Below are 23,854 nucleotides of genomic sequence, written 5' to 3'. Positions count from 1 at the left end.
TTGCTTGGGCCGACGCCATCGCGGGCAAGCCCGCTCCCACATTTGGAATGCACTCCCCTGTGGGAGCGGGCTTGCCCGCGATGGCGTACTAAAGTTCAACACCCAAGCTGAGCATCGCCACCCGAAGCCGCGCCGCACTCGGCCGCTGGCAATTGAGCTGCACCTGCTCCAACCCCAGCCAGGCCGCCATCTGCCGCAGATTCAGGGCCAACGCCTGCATCCCTTCCTCATCCAGCCCCGGCTCCTCCTCATGCACCGCGTGCACCGCCAGGCGCCCACTGGCGCGCTCAGCGCGCAGGTCAACCCGTGCGGCGATCCGTTCGTTGTGCAAAAACGGCAGCACGTAGTAGCCATACACCCGCTTGTGTTGCGGGGTGTAGATCTCCAGCCGGTAACGAAAATCAAACAAACGCTCGGTGCGGCTGCGCTCCCAGATCAATGAATCGAACGGCGAGAGCAAGGCGCTTGCGGGCACTTTGCGCGGCACTTTGGGTTCAGGCAGGCAGTACGCCGGCTGCTTCCAGCCTTGCACCTGGCACAGCTGCAACTGCCCATCCTCGACCAACTCGGCCAGGCGGCCACGGCTGTCGGCGGGGTCGAGGCGGAAATAGTCGCGCAAGTCTTTTTCGGTGGCGACGCCCAATGCGGTCGCGCTGTGCAGCAGCAAGCCGCGCTGAGCTTCGGCTTCGCTCACCGACGCTTGAAGAATGTCGGCAGGAATGACCCGTTCCGGCAAATCATAGAGCCGCTCAAAACCGCGCCGCTCCGCGACGGTGACCAAACCGGCAGCGAACAGCCATTCCAGTGCGTGTTTTTCCTCACTCCAATCCCACCAAGGGCCGGCACGCTCCTCGCGGGTCGACAAGCTGCCCGCGCCCAATGCGCCCTGCTGCTCGACGGTGTGCAGCACGCGCTGAATGGTGGCCTGCTGCTCACGCCCAAAGCGCGCCATCTGCGAATAGATGCCCTGCCCCAACTTCGCCCGCTCCATGCGCCAGCGCATCAACGGGTACAGCGCCATGGGCAGCAAAGAGGCCTCGTGGCCCCAATACTCAAACAACGAGCGGCGCCGGCCCTGGCTCCAGGCAGCGTGTTCAAGGATCAACGGGGAGTAATGGCCCAGGCGCGAAAACAGCGGCAGGTAATGGGAACGCACCACGGCGTTGACCGAATCGATCTGCAATACACCCAACCGCTCAATCAAACGGTTGAGGTGCGCAGCCTTGATCAATGCTGGCGCCTGGCGCCCGGAAAAACCCTGGGCCGCGAGCGCCATGCGGCGTACTTGCTTGAGGGAAAAGGACAGGTCGGCGGGCATGGGTCTCTCCGTGTGGGCTCGCCGACCACCCTACTGCATCCTGGGTCATTTTCGCAGCGGGTCTTGCCAGAAATGCAGGTGACGCTCCTGCTCGACATCGCCGCGATTGAGCCCGATGTCCTTGAGCGCTTCATCGCTCAAGCTTGCCAGGGTATGACGTTCTTCATGCAGCGCCTGCCAACGCGCGACCGTGCGCAACAGCCCGGAAAACGGGCGTTTGCCCAGCAACACAAAACCTTTCTGACCTTTCATCTTCTCGCCCTCCAGTGGGGATGGCGCAAGTGTGTGCCTGGCCTTATGATCAATCCAACGAATGTTTCTTATGCAATACATCTCGGAGATTGATCAATTGTCCGGCTACCCAAGCATCGACACCGACGTGCTGCGCACCTTCGTCGCCATTGCCGACCAGGGCGGCTTTACCCGCGCCGGCGAGTTGGTCAACCGCACGCAATCGGCAGTGAGCATGCAGATGAAGCGGCTGGAAGAAGACGTGCTGCAACGCAAGCTGTTCGAGCGTGATGGCCGACAAGTCAGGCTCACGCCGGAAGGCGAGGTATTACTGGGTTATGCACGGCGCATCCTGAAACTGCACAGTGAAGTGTTCAACACCCTGCGCGAGCCGCATATGGTGGGATTGGTGCGCATCGGTACGCCGGATGACTACGTAATGCGCTTTCTGCCGGGCATTCTCAAACAGTTTTCCAAGGCCTACCCGCTGATCCAGATCGAGATGCACTGTGAGTCGTCATCGGTGTTGATGCAACGCAGAGACTTGGCGCTGACCGTCATCAGCCGCGAGCCCGGCAAAGAAATCGGCGAGTTGCTGCGTACCGAGCGCATGGTGTGGGCGGCGGCGCCGTGCTTCTGCGTGGACGAGCACGAGGCACTGCCCCTGGCCGGTTCCGGTACTGACTGCCTCTACTACCAGTGGACTCGCGCAGCGCTGGATGCGGCCGGGCGTGAATATCGCATGGCCTACCACAGCTCTAATGTGGCGGCGATCCAGGCGGTGGTTAACGCGGGCCTGGCCGTGATGGTGTGCATGGAAAGCCTGGTGACCGACGACTTACGAGTCCTGAGCAGTGACGAAGGCTTCCCGCCACTGCCCTCGATGAACCTGCACTTGTTGCGCAACCCGGCGATGACCTCGCCGATCACCGAATGCCTGGCGGAATACATCGTCGAAGGCTTCAGACTTTAAAGGTCAACATCACCGCACACACCGCCAGGAAGGCGCAGAACAGCCCGCGCAACACACGCTCGGGCAGCGCATGGGCGACTTTCACGCCCCAACTGATGCTCAGCAGGCCGCCCACCGCCAACGGCACGCCGATCACCCAGTTCACCTCATGGTGCCAGGCGTAGGTGACCAGCGTCACGCTGGTGCTGGGCAATGCCAGGGCCAGTGACAGGCCTTGCGCAACCACTTGGGTGGTGCCGAACAGACTGGTCAGCACCGGCGTGGCAACCACCGCGCCGCCCACGCCGAACAAGCCGCCCATGGAACCGGACGCGGCACCCAGCACGCCAAGCCATGGCCAGGAATAACGCATTTGCGCGGTCGGCGGCGCGTTGCGGGTAAACAGGCGCAGCAGGTTGTACGCCGCCAGCGTCAGCAAGAACGCGATGAAGCCGATGCGCATGGCCCCGGCGTCCAGGCCCACCGCCCAGATCGAACCCAGCCAGGCAAAGCTGAAGCCCATGACCCCCAGCGGCAATGCGTGGCGCAATTCAATCCGGTTGCGCTGGTGGTAACGCCACAAGGCCAGCATCACGTTGGGCACGACCATCACCAAGGCCGTGCCTTGGGCAATCTGTTGATCCAGACCGAACAACACGCCCAGTACCGGAATTGCTATCAGCCCGCCACCAATGCCAAACAGGCCGCCGACCGTGCCGAGCGCCGCGCCCAATACCAGATACATCGCCAAATCCACCACAGCTCACCACTCCAGATGCCCAGGCCTTGCATGCTACGCAGTCGGCTCTAGCGCGGAAACGCACAGCAACGCACAATGGCTGTGCCAATCTCGCATAAGCACACGCCCATGAACCCCAACACCCTGACCGAGCAACTGAGCCTGTTTCTGGATGTATTGGAGGCCGGCAGCTTTTCCGCCGCCGCGCGCCGCCATCCACTGACACCTTCGGCGGTGGCGCGGCGCATCGACAGCCTGGAAAGCTCGGTGGGCAGCCGCCTGTTCCAGCGCAGCACCCACGCGGTGGTGCCTACGCCGGCGGGCCTGGCCTTCGCCGAGCGGGCGCGGCGGATCGTCAGCGAATTGCAACTGGCCCGCGCCGAAGCCGTGTCCCTGAGCCATGCGCCGGAAGGCTTGATCCGGGTCGACGCCCCCGCCGCCTTTGGTCGACGGCACTTGGCGCCGGTGATTGCCGACTTTTTGAATGTGTACCCTGGGCTCGACGTGCACCTGCACTTGATCGACAGCTTTGTCGATATGCAGGGTGCGCACCTGGGCAAAGTCGATCTGGTGCTGCGCGCCGGGCATATCGTTGACACGCGCCTAGTGGCCACGCCCCTGGCGAGCATTGTGCGCATCGCCTGCGCCAGCCCGGCGTACCTCAAAAGCCATGGCACGCCCAGCCACCCACGCGAACTGAGCGAGCACGATGGCCTGGACTGGGACGGCCTGGCGCCGATGTTCGCCTGGCGCTTCGAACTGGATGGGCGCCGCACCCTCTACCGGCCGCGGCGTATCCGCATGAGCGCCAACAATGCCGAAGCCCTGCTGTCTGGCGCCCTGGCCGGGCTGGGCATTGCCCACCTGCCCACGTGGCTCGCCAGCGAATACCTGGTGCGCGGCGAGCTGCTGCCGCTGTTTTGCGAAAACGGACTGCCCAGCCCGGAAACCGCCGGCATCTACGCGTTGCGCCTGGAACAGCAACCCAATGCGCGCAGCCGCTTGCTGCTGGAATACCTCAAATCGCGTTTCAGCCCCGTGCCGCCATGGGATCTGGCGCTGCAAAGCGGCTTGGTCTGACCGATGCGCCAGAATTATCTGGCGCATTAAAGGTTTGCCCGCTAGATTCCTGGGCAGACACGCTTTTTAAGGCATCACCATGAGTAAAAATCCCAACCCGTGCGAAAACCTGATGCTGGATAACCAGCTGTGTTTCGCCCTGCACTCCACGTCGCTGCTGATGACCAAAGTCTACAAGCCGCTGCTGCAGGCCCTCGGCCTGACCTACCCGCAATACCTGGCCATGATGGTGCTGTGGGAAGAGGACGGCTTGACCGTCGGCGAAATCAGCCACCGCCTGCTCACCGACCCGGGCTCCCTCACGCCATTGCTCAAGCGCCTGGAAGCCGAAGGCCTGCTCAGCCGCACCCGCAAGCGCGAAGATGAACGGGTGGTAGTGGTGGAACTGACCGAAGCGGGACGTGCCCTGCAAGAAAAGGCGATGGGGATTCCGCAATGCATTCTGGGGGCGAGCGGTATGCAGCTTGAGCAGTTGCGCAAGCTGCAGGCGGATCTGATTGCGTTGCGTAGTCATTTGCAGAACGCGGTCTGACGCGATTTTCCAAACACTTAAAATTTAAATGTGGGAGCGGGCTTGAACTGGCCTAATGATTTTGGACACTTCAATCGGGCGCTATGATGGCGCCCAAATCTGAGGTGTTTGGATATGCGCAAATCTTATTCGAGTGAGTTCAAGCTCAAAGCTGCCAGCATGGTGCTGGATGAAGGGCTGCAGGTTCCCGAGGTGTGCGCCAGTTTGGATATTGGCCCTACAGCCTTGCGCCGCTGGGTGGATCAGGTGCGTAAAGAGCGATTAGGCTCGACGCCGGTAGGCGCCAAGGCGATTACTGCCGATCAACGAGAGATTCAGAGGCTCAAAGCGTTGCTTCGGGAGAAAGACCTGGACATCGAAATCCTAAAAAAGGCCAGTGCTCTCCTGCTTTTGGACGCCAAAGATCATTCACGCTGATCGATGAGCTGGACGAGCAGTACGGCGTCAACAGGTGTTGCCGGGCGTTCGGCGTCAACAGAAGTAGCTTTTACGCTTGGCGTCAGCGCCAAGGCAGAGCAAATCCTGAGCGGGAGAAGCTCAAGGCCGCGCTGGTCAGGCATCACAAGGCATCGCGGGCTTCTGCGGGAGCGAGAACTTTGGCGAAGGAGCTGCAAGAGAAAGGGCATCGCATCGGGCGGTACTTGGCTCGCAGTTTGATGCGCGAAGCGGGGATCGCCAGCCGTCAGCGCCGACGTCACAAGTACAAATCGCCCGGCGTGGAAGCGTTAGTGGCCCCGCATGTGCTCAAGCGCAAGTTTGATGTGACGGCGGTTAACCAGGTGTGGTGTGGAGACGTGACGTACATCAAAGTCGGGAAGCGGTGGCTGTATTTCGCCGCAGTTCTGGATTTGTTTGCTCGTCGGGTCGTGGGTTGGTCGTTTTCTATGATTTCCGATGCCACGCTGACCTGCGAGGCTTTGCGGATGGCAGTTGAGCTTAGAGGCCGCCCTAAAGACGTGCTGTTTCACTCAGACCAAGGTTGTCAGTACACGAGCCATAAGTTCAGGAATGAGCTGCTGGAACATGAGCTACGGCAAAGCATGAGTCGTAAAGGCGAATGCTGGGATAACGCTCCGATGGAGCGCTTCTTCGGAAGTTTGAAATCAGAATGGGTGCCTGAGACGGGCTATGAATCAGAGCATGAGGCCCGGGCAGATGTGCAGCGCTATGTCTCTCGCTACAACATCTCCAGGCCTCACAGTTACAACGATTACCGGTCGCCGGTCGTCAGGGAGAGACTGGCGGCGTGAACCTTAAATGGTGTCCAAGATTACTTGACCAGTTCAGCTTGCCCGCGATAGCGGTGGATCAGTTACCACATCTGGCGACTGACACACCGCATTCGCGAGCAAGCCCGCTCCCACATTGGGTCTGATTAGAACTGAAGATATTGTGTAAATTTATCTTGCGCACTAAATATTAGCGCTATATATTTACCTCACCAACTACTTAGTGCGCAAACATTTAGCACTAACTACTCAAGAGGACGACACCATGCAAACGCTCTATACCGCAGTAGCCACCGCCACCGGCGGCCGTGATGGTCGCGCTGTTTCCAGCGACAACATCCTCGACGTCAAACTCTCCACGCCCAAAGAACTGGGCGGCGCTGGCGGCCAGGCCACCAACCCGGAGCAACTGTTTGCCGCCGGCTACTCGGCCTGCTTTATCGGCGCGCTGAAATTCGTCGCCAGCCAGACAAAACGCAAAATCCCGGATGACGCTTCGATCACCGCCCACGTCGGCATCGGTCAAATCCCCGGCGGTTTCGGTCTGGATATCGACCTGCACATCAGCCTGCCGGGCCTGGCACAAGACGAGGCGCAAAGCCTGGTCGACGCTGCGCACCAGGTCTGCCCGTACTCCAACGCTACCCGTGGCAACGTCGATGTGCGCCTGCACGTGACGGTCTGATTAACAGACGCGCACAAAAAAGCCCGACGTTAGGTCGGGCTTTTTGCGTCGTACGGTTTGGCCAGAATTACTTCTTGGCGCGACCTTTGTACGAACCACCTTCACGGGTGTCGATCTCGATCAGGTCGTCGATTTCGATGAAATCAGCAACCTGCAGCTCGGTACCGTTAGCCAGTTTGGCAGGTTTCATTACCTTGCCCGAAGTGTCGCCGCGAGCGGAACCTTCGGTGTAGGCAACTTTACGCACGATGGTGGTCGGCAGCTCTACGGAAACCAGACGGTCTTCGAAGAAGATCGCTTCGCAGACGTCTTCCATGCCTTCTTCCACGAACGGCAGAACGGCTTCGATATCTTCAGCGTTCAGCTCGTACATGGTGTAGTCGGTGGTGTCCATGAACGTGTAGGTGTCGCCGCTGATGAAGGACAGGGTCGCTTCTTTGCGGTCGAGGATCACGTCGTCCAGTTTGTCATCGGCGCTGTAGACGATCTCGGTCTTGTAACCGGTCAGCAGGTTCTTCAGCTTGGTCTTCATGATTGCGCTGTTACGACCAGACTTGGTGAACTCAGCTTTCTGAACCAGCCAAGGGTCGTTTTCGAGACGGATCACTGTACCGGGTTTCAGTTCTTTACCAGTTTTCATTGCATATATCCGAAATTTGGATGGGATTTACAAAATTCAAGGTGGCGTATCATATCCAACTTTCATAAAACTGTACCAGCGCCGTCGCAAGATCGGCCTGCAAGCCCTGTTCCAGACACCAGGTTTGCGCGTGCAGGTGTACCTCCGGCCAGTGTTCCATGAGCATTTTCCACGCTTGAGCCATATCGCCATCAGCGTTCCAGGCTTGCCACAGGGTCACCACTGCGACCTTGGCGGCGGGCGACAACGCGGCGGTGTACAGCGCCAGGAAAGCATCCAGCTTGTCCAGATGGATGTCTTCGTCCTGGCGGTAGATGTGCCACAGCAACGGCCGCCCGGCCCACTGGGCACGCACGAACGAGTCTTCGCCGCGCACGGCGTTGAAGTCGCAGCACCACAGCAGGCGGTCGTATTGCTCCTGGCGCACGAACGGCAGCACCTGCACGGTCAGCGCCTCGCGTTGATGCACATCGCCCACCGCCAGCGCCTCGACACCGAGCCAGCGCTGCACGTCGCCGAGGATGCGGCCTTCCGGCACCAGCAGATGAGTGGCATGCCCATCCGTCGCCAACACCTCCAGCCAGCTGGCGAGCCCGGCGTTTTCATAGGCAAACAACGAAATCAGCCGCGCACCGGCTGCCGGAACGACGCCTATGGACTGTAGGAATTGTTGTTGCGCTGCGCCGTCTTGCTGAAATGCCTGACGCTGTTCCAACAACCCGCTTTCACGTAAAAGCCCGCCCGTGCCCGGACGAAACCCCGGAAAGAAGAAGTACTTCTGCACGCCCTTGAACTTCACCGACGGCAGGCGATGGCAACCCACCACCCAATCTTCGGCGCTGAGGTAATCCAGGTTCATCCACAACGGCGTGCGTTCGCACGCGGCCATGGCTTCCATATAATCGGGCGGCAACTGGCAAGCGAATGCGGCGATCACCACGTCGGCAGGTTGCGTCTGCGGCCAGTCGGCCGGCCAGTGACGCACGTCAACGCCCTCCTGCCATTGCTGATCAAGCTGCACATCGATTTCGGGGCACATGCGCTCGAAGGCGCGCAGGTCGTCGACCCACAAGCGCACTTCGCACCCGTGCTCCACCACCAACTGCCGGGCCAGGCGCCAGGTCACGCCGATGTCGCCGTAGTTGTCGACGACGCTGCAAAAAATATCCCAGCGGGCTTTCATTCCGGGCTCCAACCTTCAAAGGTTCGATTGTCCGCATAAATGCGCCGATGCAGAAGGCTTGATCGCGATTATTCTGCACAGTGGCTGTGCGACAATCGCCGCCACGCCGTCAATGCCTGCCAGGAGGCCAACATGTCTGAACGTCCGTTGTCGCTGTTCAAGCTCAGTGCTGCCGTGGCCTTTGGCCTGTGGCTGGGGTTTATCGCCATTGTGCTGACCACCTGGCTGGCCTCGCGCTACCTGTTCCCGCAAAGCCTCGCCCCCGTGGCTCAAGCGGTTCAACAAGCCGTTCAACAGATCGGAAAACCGGCCGCAGTGGCGCCGGAGCCGGCGAACCGTATGTTCGAGCAGTACACCGAGAACCTGCGCAAGCAGGAACAGCAACAAACCCTGGACCAGGCGCGCAACAATGCGCGCAACCTGTCCAACCCCAAATGCCAGTTCTGGCTGCAACAAGACCAGAACGCGCCCAATGAAAAGAGCAAGGCGAATGTCCTGCAATTTTGCGAATGACCCAGCACACCCATGAATAAACATGCCGTTCACCAGTTGATCCTGGAAAAGCTCAGCGTCGACCTCGACATCGCCCAGCGTGCCGCGCAGACCGCCTACGAAACCGCGACCCACGAAGAAAACATCGCGGAGAACAAATACGACACCTTGGGGCTGGAAGCTTCCTACCTCGCAGCCGGGCAGGCCAAACGCGTCGAAGAGATCAAGCAAGCGCTGGCGTTGTGCCAGAACCTGCAACTACGCGCCTACGATGATCAACGCGGGATAGAGGTCGGCACGCTACTGGGCCTGGAGGACGAGAACGGCCGCCAGCAGTGGCTGTTCCTGGCGCCGGATGCAGCCGGCTTGAAAGTCGATGTGGTGGGCCAGCCGGTGACCGTCATCACCCCGCGCTCGCCCCTGGGCAAAAGCCTGCTGGGCAAGTTCGAGGGTGATGAGGTGGAGATTCTGGTGGCGGGCGCCCGGCAGCACTTTACGGTTACCGAGGCCAAATAAACCACTCCTGTGGCGAGGGAGCTTGCTCCCGCTCGGGTGCGCAGCGCCCGCAAGCTTTTTGGGGCCGCTACGCAGCCCAGCGGGAGCAAGCTCCCTCGCCACACTTGCAATAATCAATATCAGTGGACGGGCAATTCAACCCCGTCAAACAGCTCTTCCAGTTCCTGCTTGTTATGGCACTGGATCGCCTTGGCCATGACTTCACGGGTCAGGTGCGGCGCAAACTTCTCGATGAAGTCGCACATGAAACCCCGCAGAAAGGTGCCACGGCGGAAGCCGATCTTGGTCACGCTGGACTCGAACAATTCGCTGGCGTCGAGTACCACCAGGTCTTTATCGAGGTTGGTGTCGACCGCCATCTTGGCGACGATGCCCACGCCCAGGCCCAGGCGTACGTAGGTCTTGATCACGTCGGCGTCGGCGGCAGTGAACACCACTTTCGGCGTGAGACCGCGATGGCTGAAGGCTTCATCGAGCTTGGAACGGCCGGTAAAACCGAACACGTAAGTGACGATCGGGTATTCAGCCAAGGCTTCGAGGGTCAGTTTAGGCAGCTTGGCCAACGGGTGGCCCTGGGGCACGACCACGCAACGGTTCCAGCGGTAGCACGGCATCATCACCAGGTCGCCGAACAGCTCGAGGGCTTCGGTGGCGATGGCAAAATCGACGGTGCCGTCAGCGGCCATCTCGGCGATCTGCATCGGCGAACCCTGGTGCATGTGCAGGGCCACATCGGGGTATTGCTTGATGAAATCGCGGATCACCGGCGGCAAGGCATAACGCGCCTGGGTGTGGGTGGTGGCGATCGACAGGGTGCCTTTCTTCTCGTTGGAGAATTCCTGGGCGATCTGCTTGATGCTTTCGACTTTGCGCAGGATCTCGCCGGCGGTGGTGATGATGCGCTCACCGGCCGGGGTGACTCGGGTCAGGTGCTTGCCGCTGCGCGCGAACACTTCGACGCCCAGCTCGTCTTCGAGCAGGCGGATCTGCTTGCTGATACCGGGTTGCGAGGTGTAAAGGCTTTGAGCGGTAGCGGAAACGTTGAGGTCGTGGTGCGCCACTTCCCAGATGTAGCGCAGTTGTTGAAGCTTCATATATGTCCCTCAAAGCGGATAGACGCCACGGGTATCAGCGACGGTATATAACTATATTAAAGGTCAGACAGATAAATCTAGAACTTTTTATCGTTTTTACCAATCACGCGTCATCACTGCGTCGACGCTGCAGCGACGGCACCATGTAAACCGGCACTGTGGCCAGTTGCAGCACCCGCGCCGCCGTGCGCCCAAGCGGTGTGGCGGCCGCGGTTGCGTGGCTATGACTACCTACGATCAACAGGTCCACGGAAAGTTTACGCAGCTCATCGAGAATCACCTCGCACGGGTCCCCCTGGATCACGCGCACCGAGCGAATCAACTGCAGGTCTTGCTCGCCCTCCCCCAACTCCTCGCGGAAACTGTCGAGCACCCGTTGCTCGATGGTCGCCATCACCGTGTTCAGGCCCTGGCTCTGCCATTCACTCAGGGCCTTCTCATCAAGGTAGCTTTGCAACACCGATTCGGCGAACAACCCGATCGGCTCAACCACATGGATCACATACAAATCCGCCTTGAACGTTCGGGCCAGCGCCAGCGCATGTTGCATGACATACGGCGCATACAGACCGAGGTCTGTGGCATACAGCATCGAACGAATCATAGAACCTCCTGGACTGCCAGGATGGCGGGGATTGATTGAGCTTAGCAGTTAGTGCTCGCTCTGGATTTTCAACTCATTGCTGATGCCATGGGGCACATGCCCGGTGGTCACCACCTCCCTGGCTTTCTCACAATGACCGGCCTGGTCATCGAAAAACACATCGGCGGCGAACGCTTCCAAAAACGCGGATTTCTCCAGGCCGCCAAGGAACAGCGACTCATCCAGGCGGATGTCCCATTCGCGCAAGGTGCGAATCACCCGCTCATGGGACGGCGCCGAACGCGCAGTGACCAGGGCGGTGCGGATCGGGCAGGCGTCGTCCGCAAACTCGCGCTGCAACAGGTTGAGCGCTGCCAGGAAGCCCTTGAACGGGCCGCCGTGCAAAGGCTCGCGTGCCGACTCGCGCTCACTGGCATGAAACGCCGCTATCCCGCCGGTTTGATACACCCGCTCGGATTCATCGGAAAACAGCACCGCATCGCCGTCAAATGCGATGCGCAGTTCTTCACTCGATGCCCGGCGTGCGCCGCCGGACAGAATCGTCGCCGCAGCGAAACCAGCGTCCAGAGCGCTGCGCACATCTTCAGCATGGGTCGATAAAAACAGATGGCAACCAAACGCGGCCAAATAAGGATAGGGACTACGCCCACCGACGAAAGCGGCGCGGGAAATATCCAGGCCGTAATGCTGGATCGAGTTGAACACGCGCAAACCGGTGTCGGCACTGTTGCGTGACACCAACACCACTTCGACGCGGGCACGCCCGAGGCTGGCGTTGAGGCTCAGGAGCTTCTTGACCAACGGGAAGGCGTCGCCGGGTTCGAGGGTTTCTTCCTCGTGTTCGATCTGGTATTTGCGATACGCCTCCACCCCTTCGGTCAGGTAGACCTTGTGGCTGTCGCTCAGGTCGAACAGTGCCCGCGACGAAATCGCCAGCACCAGTTTGTCGCCCAATCCCTTCGCCATGGTGTTTCTCCCCAATTCAGCGATTGCGCCGATCAATAAAACTCAAGGCCTGGTAGAGCGCCTGCATGCGCGGCAATTCGCAGCCCGCCGCTTTGGCAGCGGCCAATGGCCGAGCGTAGATCGCTGCCAGTTCCAGTGGGCGTTTGTGCACGTGGTCGTGGTACATGCTGGGCAGGTAGTCAGCCATAGTGTCGGTCATGGTGAGCATTTGCTCGACGTAACTGCCGGGAATTTCATGGCCGCAGGCGTGGGCGCCCTTCACCACTTCAGTCATCAGGGCCTGGATCAGTTCGCGGCTGGACTCATCGGCCATCATCGCGCTGGTGCCGGTGCCCAGCAACACCGAGAGGCCATTGAACGGCACATTCCAGACCAATTTATGCCACCGCGCCTGGTGCACATTGGCCATGGCCTGGGACTCGATGCCGGCCTGGTGAAACAGCGCGGCGCCCTCCTCGACAATGGCTTTCTGCTGCGCCTCATCATCGGCCGCCGTGCCACTGTGATAGCCAAGATTCACACGGCCCAGCGCCTGATGCTCGACGACACCCGGCCCGGAACGATGCACGCCGATGTAACACAGGCCGCCCAACAGGTGCAGCGACGATGGCAGGTGTTCGCGCAGGCTGTCTTCAACGTCGAGGCCGTTTTGCAGGAGTACCACCTTGGCGCCCGGTGCGGCAACCTGGGCAAGGGTCGGGGCCAGATCCACGTTGCCGGTGGATTTGGTGCCGACCAGCAGCCAATCGCACGCCGGCATATCGGCCGCCTGGGCATAAGCCTGCACCGGGTGCAGGTGCAGCTTGCCGTGCAAGGTACTGTTGAGGTGCAGGCCGTGCTCGGCAACCGCCGCGTATTCGCTGCGCAACAGAAAGTGCACATCGAACCCGGCACGCGCCAGCATCAGGCCGTAGAAACCACCGATGGCGCCGGTGCCGATAATGCCGATGCGGGGCGACTGTGGTGTCATGGCAGATCCTCTGGAGTACGGGTAAGTGCTTGATTAATCGCGTCCGCAAGCTCGGGTTGGGTAAGACGCGTGTGTAATTGCCCAAGGAATTGACCCTCGCACACGAGGAACAACGCAGGCAAATGAAAGATCTGGTAGCGCTCGACCGCACCGCCGTTGTGCCCGGCATCCACCCAGCACACGCGCTCAACCGGCAACCTCCAGCCGGGCAGTTGCTGGCGTGCCCAACGGCAACTGGAACAGCCTGCGCTGGTAAACACCAGCAGCGAAATACCTGGCAATCCCAGCAATTGCTGGTCAATATCCAGGTCGGTCAATTCCAGTTCCTTCACTATACTGCTGCCACTGCCGTCAATTGGACGGTGCTCGGAGTCCGTGTACATGGGTCGTTTTTTACCTCACCCTGATGATGTCGCTGTCGAGTTAATCCAACGTCCCGCCCCCGCTCTTCCCCGCCAACGCCTGCACACTATCGGCCTGGGCGGCGTCGCCTGCAATTGCCCGCGTGCCTGGCGCCAGGGCACGGCGGTTGATCTGCGTATCCCGTCACTGGGCGCCAGCGCCCGTTATCCGGGCTATGTAGCCTGGTGTCGCAAAGTCGAAAATGGCTACCGTATCGGCATTTCCTTTACCGATGAACATGCCTTGTTCGGGGCGCGCATGGGCGAGCAAGTGTGCCAGATCGAACGCTACTGCCGCCTGCACGAAGACGCCGAGCCAACCCCTGCCCAGCTTGAGACCATGGCCCGTGAGTGGGTTTCGCGCCATGCCAGTGAGTTCGCCCACGACACCTTTGTGGCGCCGGTGCTGGATTAAAGCCGGCTTTGCCCATTGTCGCGGCCCCGTATTACGCGCTAAGGTTCCTCCCCCCTGCATTCAAATCATGCTGTGCCCGCCGCACGGGGATAGCTGGCGGCCGGCACCCGTGACCCTGGCGAGTAACACGATGGCTGATTTACCGATCAATGACCTTAACGTCGAATCCAACGAGACCCTGATCACCCCTGATCAGCTCAAGCGCGAAATCCCTTTGAGCGATGCTGCGCTGCAGACCGTGACCAAGGGCCGCGAAGTCATTCGTGACATTCTCGACGGCACCGACCACCGCCTTTTTGTAGTGATCGGCCCCTGCTCGATCCATGACCTCAAGGCCGCCCACGAATACGCCGAGCGCCTTAAAGTGCTGGCGGCTGAAGTGTCCGACACCTTGTACCTGGTGATGCGCGTCTATTTCGAGAAACCACGCACCACCGTCGGCTGGAAAGGTTTGATCAACGACCCGTACCTGGACGACTCGTTCAAGATTCAGGACGGCTTGCATATCGGTCGTCAATTGCTGCTGGACCTGGCCGAAATGGGCCTGCCGACCGCGACCGAAGCGCTGGACCCGATCTCCCCGCAGTACCTGCAGGACCTGATCAGCTGGTCGGCCATCGGCGCACGCACCACCGAGTCCCAGACCCACCGCGAAATGGCGTCCGGTCTGTCGTCGGCCGTGGGCTTCAAGAACGGCACCGATGGCGGCCTGACGGTTGCGATCAACGCCCTGCAATCGGTGTCCAGCCCGCACCGCTTCCTGGGTATCAACCAGGAAGGTGGCGTGTCCATCGTCACCACCAAGGGCAACGCCTATGGCCACGTGGTATTGCGCGGCGGCAACGGCAAGCCCAACTATGATTCGGTCAGCGTGGCGCTGTGCGAACAGGCGCTGAACAAGGCCAGGATCAAGCCGAATATCATGGTCGACTGCAGCCACGCCAACTCCAACAAGGACCCGGCCCTGCAACCCCTGGTGATGGAAAACGTCGCCAACCAGATTCTCGAAGGCAACCAGTCGATTATCGGTTTGATGGTCGAAAGCCATTTGAACTGGGGCTGCCAGTCGATTCCAAAAGACCTGGCCGACTTGCAGTACGGCGTGTCGATCACCGATGCCTGCATCGACTGGTCCGCCACCGAAACCACCCTGCGCAGCATGCATGCCAAGCTCAAGGACGTGTTGCCCAAGCGCAAACGCACCTGACCTTAAACTGCGCACACAAAAACGCCGGGCTTAGCCCGGCGTTTTTTTTCGTTGCTGTTGATCGTTGCTTTTGATCGTTGCCATGTTCTGCGTGGGGTTCTGCGTGGGAATGCAGCCATGGACGCTGCGCGTCCCGCCTGCCTCAATATTCAGAGCTTCGCGGCATGGCGCTGGTGGCGCTCCATGTAGCGCTCTACGTAAGAGCACGAAGGAATCACGGTGTACCCGGCCTCTTCGGCGAACTTCAACGCTTCCTCGGTCAACGCAGCAGCAATGCCGCGCCCGCGCAATGCGTTGGGCACGAAAGTGCGATAGATGTCCAGGGTCTGTTTGCCCAGGTCCATATAGGTCAGATAGGCACGATGACCGTCCACATTGGTCTCGAACTGATGACCAGCCTGGTCATGGTGGATGGACAACGCCTCGCTCATCACTACTCCTCGCGGGTCTTGGATTTCGACCCCTACCTTACCGATGTTTTTCCGGCGAAGGAACATCTACGCCACCCCGTGCCGGTTTCGACAACGAGAAAACCTATAGCGCTCACAACCAGCACGTAGAGAATAGTAGGCACCAATGCTGCAATAGCTCAAGGCGCACTCGTCATCCCTTGCCGCTGGCGGTTACAGAAAGGGCTTCGATCAATCGATGATCGATAGCCTGAACATTGCCGGCAGTTGAAGCTTGAGACGAACTGCCGCTCTTAAAGTCACCTCTAGATGCGCCTACATGCGCAAAAGATGCCGGGCCAGGCAAAGACCCACTGAAAAAAAGTGTCATCGTAGATATATAAATTTACACCCGCTTACCCAGCGGGATACAGGCTGGCCGGACCTCTCAGCTTGGATCCAGTTCCCGCCGAAATGAAAATTTCTGGGCAGTTTTTATACAAACCTCCAAAAGATTAGCCAAAATAGATACGGCACAAGAATTTTTTTTGCTTCTTGCGCTACGTCAGTTTACTTACTACAAGTAATGAGTAGTATGTACGCCGGCTATCAGCTCACCCTGAGAAAGTAGCCATTTAATAGAAAGTCCTTGAAGGGGAACACGATGAACAACGTTCTGAAATTCTCTGCTCTGGCTCTGGCCGCAGTTCTGGCTACCGGTTGCAGCAGCGTCTCCAAAGAAACCGAAGCTCGTCTGACTGCAACTGAAGACGCAGCAGCTCGCTCCCAGGCTCGTGCAGACGAAGCCTACCGTAAAGCTGATGAAGCGCTGGCTGCTGCTCAAAAAGCACAACAGACTGCTGACGAAGCTAACGAGCGCGCTCTGCGCATGCTTGAAAAAGCAAGCCGCAAGTAATAATCCTTCGGGGTTGTTATCAAGCCGATCCATTCTTGGATCGGCTTTTTTATTGCCCGGCATTCAGCCCTGAATCCGGCGCAATAAAAAGCCCGCCATAGCGCAAGGCCTGGGCGGGCTTGTGATCGAACAGGCTTATTGCTGCAGATCGACTGGCGTGCTCGACACCACCGGCGTGTTGGCACCCGGTACGCCAATCTCGGTGGGCAGGCCATCTTCGGCGGCCACCACGTCACGCACCTGATCCCAATTGACGCGCAAGTTGTTGGCCAGGTCTTCGCGCTTGAGCAAGGCATTGATAACGGCGGTGTGCTTGTCGACTACCGAAGGCGTGCCATCGTCGTTCAACGGCGTATGCGCCTCAAGATAGACCTTGCCGCCACTGCTGCCGAACTTGTAGGCATCGTTGATGATGCGCACCGATGTGCCGACCGGCACCATGTCGGCCATCTCCAGCACGTTATTGTTGAACATGCGGAAGCAGCCGTGGCTTGTACGCGTGCCGATACCAAATTTCATGTTCGAACCGTGGATCAGGTAACCCGGCGTGCCCAAGGTGAACTTGAATGGCCCCAGCGGGTTATCCGGCCCGGCCGGCACCACATTGGGCAGCGGGTCGCCATTGGCGGCATGCTCGGCTTTGATGGACGCTGGCGGGGTCCAGGTCGGGTTGGGGATCTTGCCGGTGATGGTGGTGTGCGCGACCGGCGAACCCCAGCCCTCACGGCCAATGCCCAACGGGAAGGTGTACACCACGTTCTGGCCCTTTGGATAGTAATAGAGCCGGTATTCCGCCAGGTTGATCACGATACCTTCGCGCGGGCCGGGCGGCAGGATGAACCGCGTGGGCAGCACTATCTCGGTGCCCGCACCCGGCAACCAGGCATCCACGCCGGGGTTGGCCGCGACCATTTCCGAATAGCCCAGGTCATAGGTAGTGCCCAGGTCGGCGAAGGTGTCTTCGTACTTGGCCTTGATCACCTGGACCTGACCGACGATGTCTTCACCCGGCGGCGGCAAGGGCAACTGCAAGGCTGACGCCGAACCGGCTGCACACAGGGCAGCAAGAGACAGGCAGCAGGTAACGACGGAAAGGCGCGACAACATCCGGAAAATCCTTCGCAGAACGACGGGTAGGAAAACACTGATTGTATACGTGAAGCGCGATCCAGGCATCACCCTGCCCCGCTGCTACTCGAAGCGCAGCTCCGGCCAGATCAGCGGCGTGCCACGCTTTTGCGATTCGAGAATCGCCCGGCACAGCGGGCACAGGCGCTGGTCCTGAAAAATAGCACGATCCACCGATGACCAGCGCGGTTGCGCCGGCAATAACGTGCCGCAGAGCGTGCGGTCGATCGAGCCGCCCAGCTCCAGCTGACGCGCAACCAGATGCACCCGGACTTCCTGGCAGGCGAACAGATCCAGCTGCTCGTCAGGCTCGATCAGTTGGTAGTTGAACAGGGACCAGGCAGGGCGCGACATCGGGGGCTCCAGATCGGGGGGGCGCCACCTTAGCCGAAAGCCTGCCGGTAGAAAAGCGTCATAGCAGCGGTTTTAGCGTCGGCCAGACATTTTCCAGCAACTTGCCCTGTGCACCGACTGCCGGGTGAACCAGGTCGGCTTGCATCAACTCGGGATGACCGCCCACGCCTTCAAGGAAAAACGGCACCAACGGAATGTTTTTTTCCTTGGCCAACGCACCGTAGACCTCAGCAAACGCCGTGGTGTATTTCGGGCCGTAGTTCGGCGGTAACTGCATCCCCAGCAACAGCACCTTGGCGCCACCGGCCTTGGACTGGTCAATCATCGACGCAAGATTTTGTTTCAATTGCGCTGGCGGCTGCCCACGCAGACCGTCATTGCCGCCCAACTCGAGAATCACCACATCCGGTTTATGCTCTGCAAGCGCCGCCGGCAGCCGCGCCAGGCCTCCGGCACTGGTGTCGCCGCTGATGGAGGCGTTGACCACTTTATCGTCGAAACCTTCGCTCTTGAGCCGTTGTCCCAGCAACGCTACCCACCCTTTGCTGGTATCCAGCCCGAAACCGGCACTGATACTATCGCCAACGATCAGGACTGTACCCGCCGCTGCGTTCTGGGCCATGCACATCAAGGCCAGGCCAGCACTCAAAAACCACATTCGCATCGGATTCTCCATGGGCGCAAGCATTCTCACCGCGCGGAACCTTAGCAAAGTGGTTCCCAGCGCGGAAGGTGAACTGACTATCCTGCACGAACTGAGCCTGGAACTGAACAAGGGCGATAGCCTGGCTATCGTCGGCAGCTCGGGTTCCGGCAAATCCACCCTCCTCGGCCTGCTGGCCGGCCTCGATCTGCCCAGCAGCGGTGAAGTCACCCTGGCCGGGCAAGCCTTGAGCACCCTCGACGAAGACCAGCGCGCGCGCATACGCGCCGAGCACGTGGGGTTTGTCTTCCAGTCATTCCAACTGCTCGACAGCCTCAACGCGCTGGAAAACGTCATGTTGCCGCTGGAACTGGACGGCCGCAAAGACGCCCGCGAACGCGCCACCCACCTGCTGCAGCGGGTGGGCCTGGGCCAACGCCTGACCCACTCGCCGCGCCAGCTTTCCGGTGGCGAGCAACAGCGTGTCGCCATCGCCCGGGCCTTCGCTGCCGAACCGGATGTGCTGTTTGCCGATGAACCCACCGGCAACCTCGACAGCCACACCGGCGAGCGCATCAGCGACCTGCTGTTCGAACTCAACAAAGAAAGCGGCACGACCCTGGTGCTGGTCACCCACGACGAGCGCCTGGCCCACCGTTGCCGACGCCTGATCCGCCTTGAAGCCGGCCTGATGGTCGCGCCCCTGGAGCCTTGATGGCACGTTTGCCGCTGTTGCGCCTGTTCAGCCTTGCCATGCGTCAATTGTTGCGCGACGCCCGCGCCGGCGAATTGCGCGTGTTATTTTTTGCCCTGCTGGTGGCGGTTACGGCCAGCACCGCCATCGGCTACTTCGGTGCACGCCTGAACGGCGCCATGCTGTTGCGGGCCACCGAATTCCTCGGTGCCGACCTGGTGCTTGAAGGCAGCTCGCCGGCCCGGCCCGAGCAAATCAGGTCAGGGACGGAGCTGGGCCTGGATCACGCGCGCATTGTTGAGTTCTCCAGCGTTATCGCTACCGATAATGGCATCCAGCTCTCCAGCATCAAGGCGGTCAACGAGCAGTACCCGTTGCGCGGCGAACTCAAAAGCGCCACGCAGCCGTTCGGCGCAGAAACGGCGGGAGGCGGCCCCAAACCCGGCGAAGCCTGGATAGAGGCCCGGCTGCTGACCGCGCTGGACCTCAAAGTCGGCGACAGCATCGACGTGGGCATGAAAACCCTGCGCCTGACGCATATCCTGACCTACGAGCCCGACCGCGCCGGTAACTTCTACAGCCTCACGCCGCGCGTGATGATCAACCTCGCCGACCTGGATGCCACCGGCGTGGTGCAACCCGGCAGCCGCGTGAGCTATCGCGAACTATGGCGTGCGCCCCAGGGCAGCACGGCGCTGCAAACCTATCGCGACCTGGTCAAGCCGGGCCTTGCCGCCAACCAGCGCCTGCAGGATTCGCGTGACGGCAACCAGCAGATCGGCGGCGCCCTGGGCAAGGCCGAGCGTTACCTGAACATGGCCAGCCTGGTGGCAGTGCTGCTGGCCGGCGTGGCCGTGGCGCTGTCGGCCAACCGCTTCGCCAGCCGCCGTTTCGACGCCAGCGCACTGTTGCGCTGCCTTGGCTTGTCACGCCGCGAAACGATGCTGCTGTTCAGCCTGCAATTGAGCGTACTGGGCCTGTTGGCCAGCCTCACCGGCGCCGTGCTCGGCTGGTTGGCGCAATTTGGCCTGTTCTATTTCCTGCATGACTTGCTGCCGGCCGACGTGCCGCCCGGCGGGCTATTGCCGGCAGTGGCGGGCATCGGCACCGGGCTGGTCGCCCTCGCCGGCTTCGCGTTGCCGCCACTGGCAGCGTTGGGCCGGGTGCCGCCGCTGCGGGTACTACGACGCGACATGCTGCCGATCCCTTCCAGCACCTGGATGGTCTATGGCGCTGCGTTGTTCGCCCTTGGCCTGATCATGTGGCGCCTGAGCCTCGACCTGGTACTGACCTTCGCATTGCTCGGCGGTGGCGTGATGGCGGCGCTGATTCTGGGTGGTTTACTGCTGTTGTTATTGCAAAGCCTGCGTCGTTTATTGGCCCGCGCCTCCCTGCCCTGGCGCCTGGGTTTGGGCCAGTTGCTGCGCCATCCATTGGCAGCGGCCGGGCAGTCCCTGGCGTTTGGCTTGATCCTGTTGTCCATGGGCTTGATCGCCCTGCTGCGCGGCGAATTGCTCGACACCTGGCAAAACCAGCTACCCAAGGACGCCCCCAACTATTTCGCCCTGAACATCCTGCCGGCCGACAAAGACGCTTTTGGCGCCCGCCTGCTGGAGTTGCAAGCGCAAGCGGCGCCGCTGTACCCGGTGGTGCCGGGCCGCTTGATCAGCATCAATGGCGAGCCGGTGCAGGAGATTGTCAGCAAGGATTCCAGCGGTGACCGCGCCGTACAGCGTGACCTGAGCCTGACCTGGGCGGCCGACCTGCCACCGGGCAACCTCCTCACCGCAGGCGCTTGGTGGTCACAGCAACCGGGCGATGGCATCCCAGGGGTGTCGGTAGAAGCCAAGGTCGCTGAAAGCCTGAAGCTGAAGCTCGATGACCACTTGGTGTTCACCGTCGGTGGCGAGAACCGCGAAGCACGGGTCACGAGCCTGCGGACCATCAACTGGGACAACTTCCAGCCCAACTTCTTCATGATTTTCCAGCCGGGCACTCTGAAGGACCTGCCCGCCACTTACCTGACCAGCTTCTACCTGGCGCCGGGGCATGACCAGCAGATCGTCGACCTGTCCCGTGCCTTCCCGGCCGTGACCATCCTGCAGGTCGAAGCCTTGCTGGAGCAGTTGCGCAGCATCCTCGCCCAGGTGACCCTGGCGGTGGAGTACGTGTTGCTGTTTGTGCTGGCGGCGGGCATGGCCGTGTTGTTTTCGGGCCTGCAGGCCACCCTGGATGAGCGGATTCGCCAAGGCGCGCTATTGCGTGCCCTAGGGGCCGAGCGCAAGTTGCTGGTCAAGGCGCGGCGCATCGAATTCGGCTTGCTCGGCGCGGTCAGTGGCCTGCTGGCAGCCTTGGGCACCGAGTTGGTGACCTGGGTGCTGTACCGCTACGCCTTTGACCTGGCCTGGCATCCGCATGCGTGGCTGCTGCTGCTGCCGGTGATCGGCGCCGTGCTCATCGGTGGCGCCGGCGTCTTCGGTACACGGCGCGCGCTGAATGCCAGCCCATTGACGGTGTTGCGCGAAGGTTGAAACCAGCGATGGCCGGCACGCCCGACGGCGTGCCGGCCAGCGTTTATTTCACATACTCGATACCGGTAATCCACCAGCACACCTCGCCGGTCGGCGTCTGCACAATGGCTTCATCGTCGACCTCCTTGCGCAGCAGCGCCCGTGCCATGGGTGAGTCGATGGAGATGTAATCCATGCGCTCATAAATTTCGTCATAGCCAACGATACGAAACCGCTTGGTCTCGCCCTGCTCATTTTCGATATCGACCCAGGCGCCGAAAAACACCTTGCCCTCCTGCTCGGGCATGTACTCCACCACCCGCATATCTTCCAGGCGCTTGCGCAGGTAACGCACCCGCCGATCAATCTCACGCAGCAATTTCTTGTTGTATTGGTAATCCGCGTTCTCGCTGCGATCTCCGAGAGACGCCGCCCAGGTCACCTTGCGCGTGGTATCCGGGCGTTTTTCACGCCACAGGTAATCCAGCTCTTTTTTCAGCGCCTCATGACCTTCTTTGGTAATCAGCTTGGTACTCAAACGCGTGCATCCCCAGACAATGTCCAATGGTGCCGATACGCCAAGGCAGCATGCCCTGGCGCCGGCCGGCTGGGGTTGATGATAAATGAACCCTGAAAAGTAGCCAGACCGCAGAACACATCGGCTTCACGCGTGACCATCCAATGCTTGATCCAGCTCCAGCAGCACACCTTGCAGACGCTCGCGTATCCCTGATACATGCGAAAGCGCCAGCGTCAACTTCTCAGCCTTCTGGCCAACCTCAAGGTTTCGCGCCTGCAACTGCATTGTGTGCTGCTGCAACTCTCGGCTCTTTTCCTCCAACTCGCATTGCTCCTGTTCGAGTCGGGTTTGCCACTGCTCAAGCATCTGCTCTCGCTCGATTGTCGCTTGCTGCTGCTGCGACAGCTCTTGGGCGACTTTGGCCAGGCTGGTCAGCGTGCTGTCGACCTTGAGCAACGAGGCATGCTCCATCTGGGGGGCAGGTGGGCGCGGTGCAGGCGCAGCCGGCTCAACCTGAACCGGGGGCGCACTGAGCTCGACCGGAACCAGTTCCGGTTTTGGTTCCGCCTTTGGTTCTGGTTCTGGCTTTGGTTCTGGCTCCAATGCCTGCTCCTGAGCAATCGCGACGGGTGCGTCCAGCGGTTGTGCCTTGAACGGCTCGGAAACCGGAGGCTCAGCGGCGTTGGCTGGGTTCGTGGGCCTGGGCGGGGAAATCATCTGCGATGAGAAGCGAATCGAAGGCACGATCAACGAAGCACTTTCGATGGCCGGCAGTGCGGGCGCAGACATGCCCAGAGTAATAACCTTCATGACCAGGGCCTTCTTGATGATCATTGAATGATGATCTTCCGGTCTGGCGGGCGGCAACTTGCAGCCCTTCAAATCAATAAAATGGAAAGGGATCGAGGATTCGCTAACAGTGCCGGTCCTGGTTCCGGATGCTGCCGCCGCCATCAGGATTTGCTTGAACACTTGCATGGCAACTTGCAGATCTTCCTTGGACTCGACCCCACTCAGGAAATACCGCTCGAGTTTCTTGCGGAGCGCCGCGATATAGACCCTGGAGTTACCAGGCTCGGTCTCTTCATCCAGGCTATAGACGAGAAAGTTTGAATCGGTCTGTGCAACGGCAAATCCGCAAAGTAATGCACCGTTGATCGGCGTGTCCTGACCGCTGCGTTCAAGAACAAGCGTGCGAAGAAGCATCATGATATTCAGGCCTTATTGCGAAAGAGTAAACCTTATATGAACGCCAGATAACCACCTGGCCGTTAACAAGCCTCGGAACAACGCAATTGTTTCAGCAAGTTATCCGATTCGGCGTAGGAATTATCTGATAAGCATGTCCCCTTGTTCCCAAGTCCAATGATTAAACGTATCTTTCTCGGCGCTTACCGTGCATGACGGTACAAGTTCCTACGCCTCGCAAAACTTATTCGGTAAAAA

Annotated in this window: 28 protein-coding genes; 12 read left to right on the top strand and 16 right to left on the bottom strand. The window is 60.2% G+C overall.

The genetic code is table 11. The features are described from left to right. Positions 1 to 88: 88 nt before the first annotated feature. Together PSH96_RS08905 and PSH96_RS08900 are read right to left on the bottom strand one after the other, a co-directional pair. Positions 89 to 1,318, bottom strand: coding sequence for a winged helix-turn-helix domain-containing protein (locus PSH96_RS08905; protein WP_305458692.1), 1,230 nt, complete (start codon positions 1,316 to 1,318; stop codon positions 89 to 91). Between the two features lie 45 nt (positions 1,319 to 1,363). Then, positions 1,364 to 1,570, bottom strand: coding sequence for a DUF1127 domain-containing protein (locus PSH96_RS08900; protein ID WP_305458691.1), 207 nt, complete (start codon positions 1,568 to 1,570; stop codon positions 1,364 to 1,366). A 70-nt stretch (positions 1,571 to 1,640) separates the two neighbouring features. Here PSH96_RS08900 and PSH96_RS08895 point away from each other — a divergent pair, with 70 nt between their 5' ends. Continuing rightward, positions 1,641 to 2,522, top strand: a complete 882-nt coding sequence (locus tag PSH96_RS08895) for a LysR substrate-binding domain-containing protein (RefSeq protein WP_305458690.1) — start codon at positions 1,641 to 1,643, stop codon at positions 2,520 to 2,522. On the opposite strand, the gene PSH96_RS08890 is transcribed toward PSH96_RS08895, so the two are convergent. After that, positions 2,512 to 3,261: a sulfite exporter TauE/SafE family protein gene (locus PSH96_RS08890; protein ID WP_305458689.1), complete on the bottom strand. Its 750-nt coding sequence runs from the start codon at positions 3,259 to 3,261 to the stop codon at positions 2,512 to 2,514. The genes PSH96_RS08895 and PSH96_RS08890 overlap by 11 nt on opposite strands. Positions 3,262 to 3,369: 108 nt before the next feature. On the opposite strand from PSH96_RS08890, the gene PSH96_RS08885 reads away from it, so the two are divergent. The 4 genes from PSH96_RS08885 to PSH96_RS08870 all read left to right on the top strand — a co-directional run bounded on the left by PSH96_RS08885 (position 3,370) and on the right by PSH96_RS08870 (position 6,766). After that, positions 3,370 to 4,320 carry a LysR family transcriptional regulator gene (locus PSH96_RS08885; protein ID WP_056857181.1) on the top strand — a complete coding sequence of 317 codons (951 nt, stop codon included), beginning with the start codon at positions 3,370 to 3,372 and terminating at the stop codon, positions 4,318 to 4,320. Between the two features lie 79 nt (positions 4,321 to 4,399). Beyond that, on the top strand, positions 4,400 to 4,852 hold the full coding sequence (locus PSH96_RS08880) for a MarR family winged helix-turn-helix transcriptional regulator (RefSeq protein ID WP_305458688.1): 453 nt from the start codon (positions 4,400 to 4,402) through the stop codon (positions 4,850 to 4,852). A gap of 114 nt (positions 4,853 to 4,966) precedes the next feature. Continuing rightward, positions 4,967 to 6,102, top strand: a protein-coding gene (locus PSH96_RS08875) for an IS3 family transposase (RefSeq protein WP_370694308.1) whose coding sequence is annotated in 2 segments (ribosomal slippage) — positions 4,967 to 5,216 and positions 5,216 to 6,102 — 1,137 coding nt in all. Because the reading frame shifts where the segments join, the coding sequence is not laid out codon by codon here. 244 nt (positions 6,103 to 6,346) lie between these two features. Beyond that, the gene (locus PSH96_RS08870; RefSeq protein ID WP_056857183.1) at positions 6,347 to 6,766 is read left to right on the top strand and encodes an organic hydroperoxide resistance protein; all 420 of its coding nucleotides are present in this window, start codon (positions 6,347 to 6,349) and stop codon (positions 6,764 to 6,766) included. 67 nt (positions 6,767 to 6,833) lie between these two features. Here the strand turns inward: PSH96_RS08870 and PSH96_RS08865 are convergent, their stop codons facing one another. After that, positions 6,834 to 7,406, bottom strand: a complete 573-nt coding sequence (locus PSH96_RS08865) for an elongation factor P (protein WP_003218698.1) — start codon at positions 7,404 to 7,406, stop codon at positions 6,834 to 6,836. Positions 7,407 to 7,455: 49 nt separating this feature from the next. Next, complete coding sequence (earP, locus tag PSH96_RS08860) at positions 7,456 to 8,589, bottom strand: elongation factor P maturation arginine rhamnosyltransferase EarP (RefSeq protein WP_305458687.1); 1,134 nt, start codon at positions 8,587 to 8,589, stop codon at positions 7,456 to 7,458. 132 nt (positions 8,590 to 8,721) lie between these two features. Between earP and PSH96_RS08855 the strand changes: the two genes are divergently transcribed. Together PSH96_RS08855 and PSH96_RS08850 are read left to right on the top strand one after the other, a co-directional pair. Continuing rightward, complete coding sequence (locus PSH96_RS08855; RefSeq protein WP_305458686.1) at positions 8,722 to 9,102, top strand: hypothetical protein; 381 nt, start codon at positions 8,722 to 8,724, stop codon at positions 9,100 to 9,102. 12 nt (positions 9,103 to 9,114) lie between these two features. Next, a complete protein-coding gene (locus PSH96_RS08850) occupies positions 9,115 to 9,597 on the top strand; it encodes a GreA/GreB family elongation factor (RefSeq protein ID WP_200432779.1) in 483 nt (160 codons plus the stop codon). Between the two features lie 119 nt (positions 9,598 to 9,716). On the opposite strand, the gene cysB is transcribed toward PSH96_RS08850, so the two are convergent. The 5 genes from cysB to PSH96_RS08825 all read right to left on the bottom strand — a co-directional run bounded on the left by cysB (position 9,717) and on the right by PSH96_RS08825 (position 13,614). Next, the gene (cysB, locus tag PSH96_RS08845; protein WP_003189876.1) at positions 9,717 to 10,691 is read right to left on the bottom strand and encodes an HTH-type transcriptional regulator CysB; all 975 of its coding nucleotides are present in this window, start codon (positions 10,689 to 10,691) and stop codon (positions 9,717 to 9,719) included. A gap of 103 nt (positions 10,692 to 10,794) precedes the next feature. Then, complete coding sequence (locus tag PSH96_RS08840; protein ID WP_305458685.1) at positions 10,795 to 11,295, bottom strand: universal stress protein; 501 nt, start codon at positions 11,293 to 11,295, stop codon at positions 10,795 to 10,797. Positions 11,296 to 11,343: 48 nt separating this feature from the next. Further along, positions 11,344 to 12,261, bottom strand: a complete 918-nt coding sequence (locus PSH96_RS08835) for a 5'-nucleotidase (RefSeq protein ID WP_056857188.1) — start codon at positions 12,259 to 12,261, stop codon at positions 11,344 to 11,346. 16 nt (positions 12,262 to 12,277) lie between these two features. Further along, positions 12,278 to 13,231: a putative 2-dehydropantoate 2-reductase gene (locus PSH96_RS08830; protein WP_305458684.1), complete on the bottom strand. Its 954-nt coding sequence runs from the start codon at positions 13,229 to 13,231 to the stop codon at positions 12,278 to 12,280. Further along, positions 13,228 to 13,614 carry a co-chaperone YbbN gene (locus PSH96_RS08825; protein ID WP_065929723.1) on the bottom strand — a complete coding sequence of 129 codons (387 nt, stop codon included), beginning with the start codon at positions 13,612 to 13,614 and terminating at the stop codon, positions 13,228 to 13,230. The genes PSH96_RS08830 and PSH96_RS08825 overlap by 4 nt, the downstream gene beginning before the upstream one ends. Between PSH96_RS08825 and PSH96_RS08820 the strand changes: the two genes are divergently transcribed. Continuing rightward, positions 13,613 to 14,047 (top strand): PilZ domain-containing protein, encoded by a 435-nt coding sequence (locus PSH96_RS08820; protein WP_058422834.1) that lies wholly within the window; start codon positions 13,613 to 13,615, stop codon positions 14,045 to 14,047. The genes PSH96_RS08825 and PSH96_RS08820 overlap by 2 nt on opposite strands. A 130-nt stretch (positions 14,048 to 14,177) precedes the next feature. After that, positions 14,178 to 15,254: a 3-deoxy-7-phosphoheptulonate synthase gene (locus tag PSH96_RS08815; RefSeq protein ID WP_017136144.1), complete on the top strand. Its 1,077-nt coding sequence runs from the start codon at positions 14,178 to 14,180 to the stop codon at positions 15,252 to 15,254. A gap of 149 nt (positions 15,255 to 15,403) precedes the next feature. On the opposite strand, the gene PSH96_RS08810 is transcribed toward PSH96_RS08815, so the two are convergent. After that, a complete protein-coding gene (locus PSH96_RS08810; protein ID WP_003189869.1) occupies positions 15,404 to 15,685 on the bottom strand; it encodes a GNAT family N-acetyltransferase in 282 nt (93 codons plus the stop codon). Positions 15,686 to 16,307: 622 nt separating this feature from the next. On the opposite strand from PSH96_RS08810, the gene oprI reads away from it, so the two are divergent. Then, positions 16,308 to 16,559, top strand: a complete 252-nt coding sequence (gene oprI, locus PSH96_RS08805) for an outer membrane lipoprotei OprI (RefSeq protein WP_003172710.1) — start codon at positions 16,308 to 16,310, stop codon at positions 16,557 to 16,559. Between the two features lie 135 nt (positions 16,560 to 16,694). On the opposite strand, the gene PSH96_RS08800 is transcribed toward oprI, so the two are convergent. The 3 genes from PSH96_RS08800 to PSH96_RS08790 form a co-directional block, all read right to left on the bottom strand. After that, a complete protein-coding gene (locus PSH96_RS08800) occupies positions 16,695 to 17,666 on the bottom strand; it encodes a L,D-transpeptidase family protein (protein WP_219268071.1) in 972 nt (323 codons plus the stop codon). An 84-nt stretch (positions 17,667 to 17,750) separates the two neighbouring features. Continuing rightward, the gene (locus PSH96_RS08795) at positions 17,751 to 18,041 is read right to left on the bottom strand and encodes a hypothetical protein (protein ID WP_017136142.1); all 291 of its coding nucleotides are present in this window, start codon (positions 18,039 to 18,041) and stop codon (positions 17,751 to 17,753) included. A gap of 58 nt (positions 18,042 to 18,099) precedes the next feature. Then, complete coding sequence (locus PSH96_RS08790; protein ID WP_305458683.1) at positions 18,100 to 18,705, bottom strand: arylesterase; 606 nt, start codon at positions 18,703 to 18,705, stop codon at positions 18,100 to 18,102. A 10-nt stretch (positions 18,706 to 18,715) separates the two neighbouring features. Here PSH96_RS08790 and PSH96_RS08785 point away from each other — a divergent pair, with 10 nt between their 5' ends. Further along, positions 18,716 to 19,399: an ABC transporter ATP-binding protein gene (locus PSH96_RS08785; RefSeq protein WP_058422833.1), complete on the top strand. Its 684-nt coding sequence runs from the start codon at positions 18,716 to 18,718 to the stop codon at positions 19,397 to 19,399. Continuing rightward, a complete protein-coding gene (locus PSH96_RS08780; protein ID WP_305458682.1) occupies positions 19,399 to 21,909 on the top strand; it encodes an ABC transporter permease in 2,511 nt (836 codons plus the stop codon). Before PSH96_RS08785 ends, PSH96_RS08780 begins: the two co-directional genes overlap by 1 nt. A gap of 43 nt (positions 21,910 to 21,952) precedes the next feature. Here PSH96_RS08780 and greB read toward each other — a convergent pair whose 3' ends face one another. Together greB and PSH96_RS08770 are read right to left on the bottom strand one after the other, a co-directional pair. Further along, positions 21,953 to 22,426 carry a transcription elongation factor GreB gene (greB, locus tag PSH96_RS08775; protein ID WP_083360479.1) on the bottom strand — a complete coding sequence of 158 codons (474 nt, stop codon included), beginning with the start codon at positions 22,424 to 22,426 and terminating at the stop codon, positions 21,953 to 21,955. Between the two features lie 126 nt (positions 22,427 to 22,552). Continuing rightward, a complete protein-coding gene (locus tag PSH96_RS08770; RefSeq protein ID WP_305458681.1) occupies positions 22,553 to 23,617 on the bottom strand; it encodes a hypothetical protein in 1,065 nt (354 codons plus the stop codon). Positions 23,618 to 23,854 lie beyond the last annotated feature (237 nt).

The sequence above is a fragment of the Pseudomonas sp. FP2338 genome (genome assembly GCF_030687515.1).
GTDB classification, from domain to species: Bacteria; Pseudomonadota; Gammaproteobacteria; order Pseudomonadales; family Pseudomonadaceae; genus Aquipseudomonas; species Aquipseudomonas salomonii.
The sequence above is the reverse complement of the archived record's forward strand: the minus strand, read 5'-3'. Positions and strand labels throughout refer to the sequence as shown.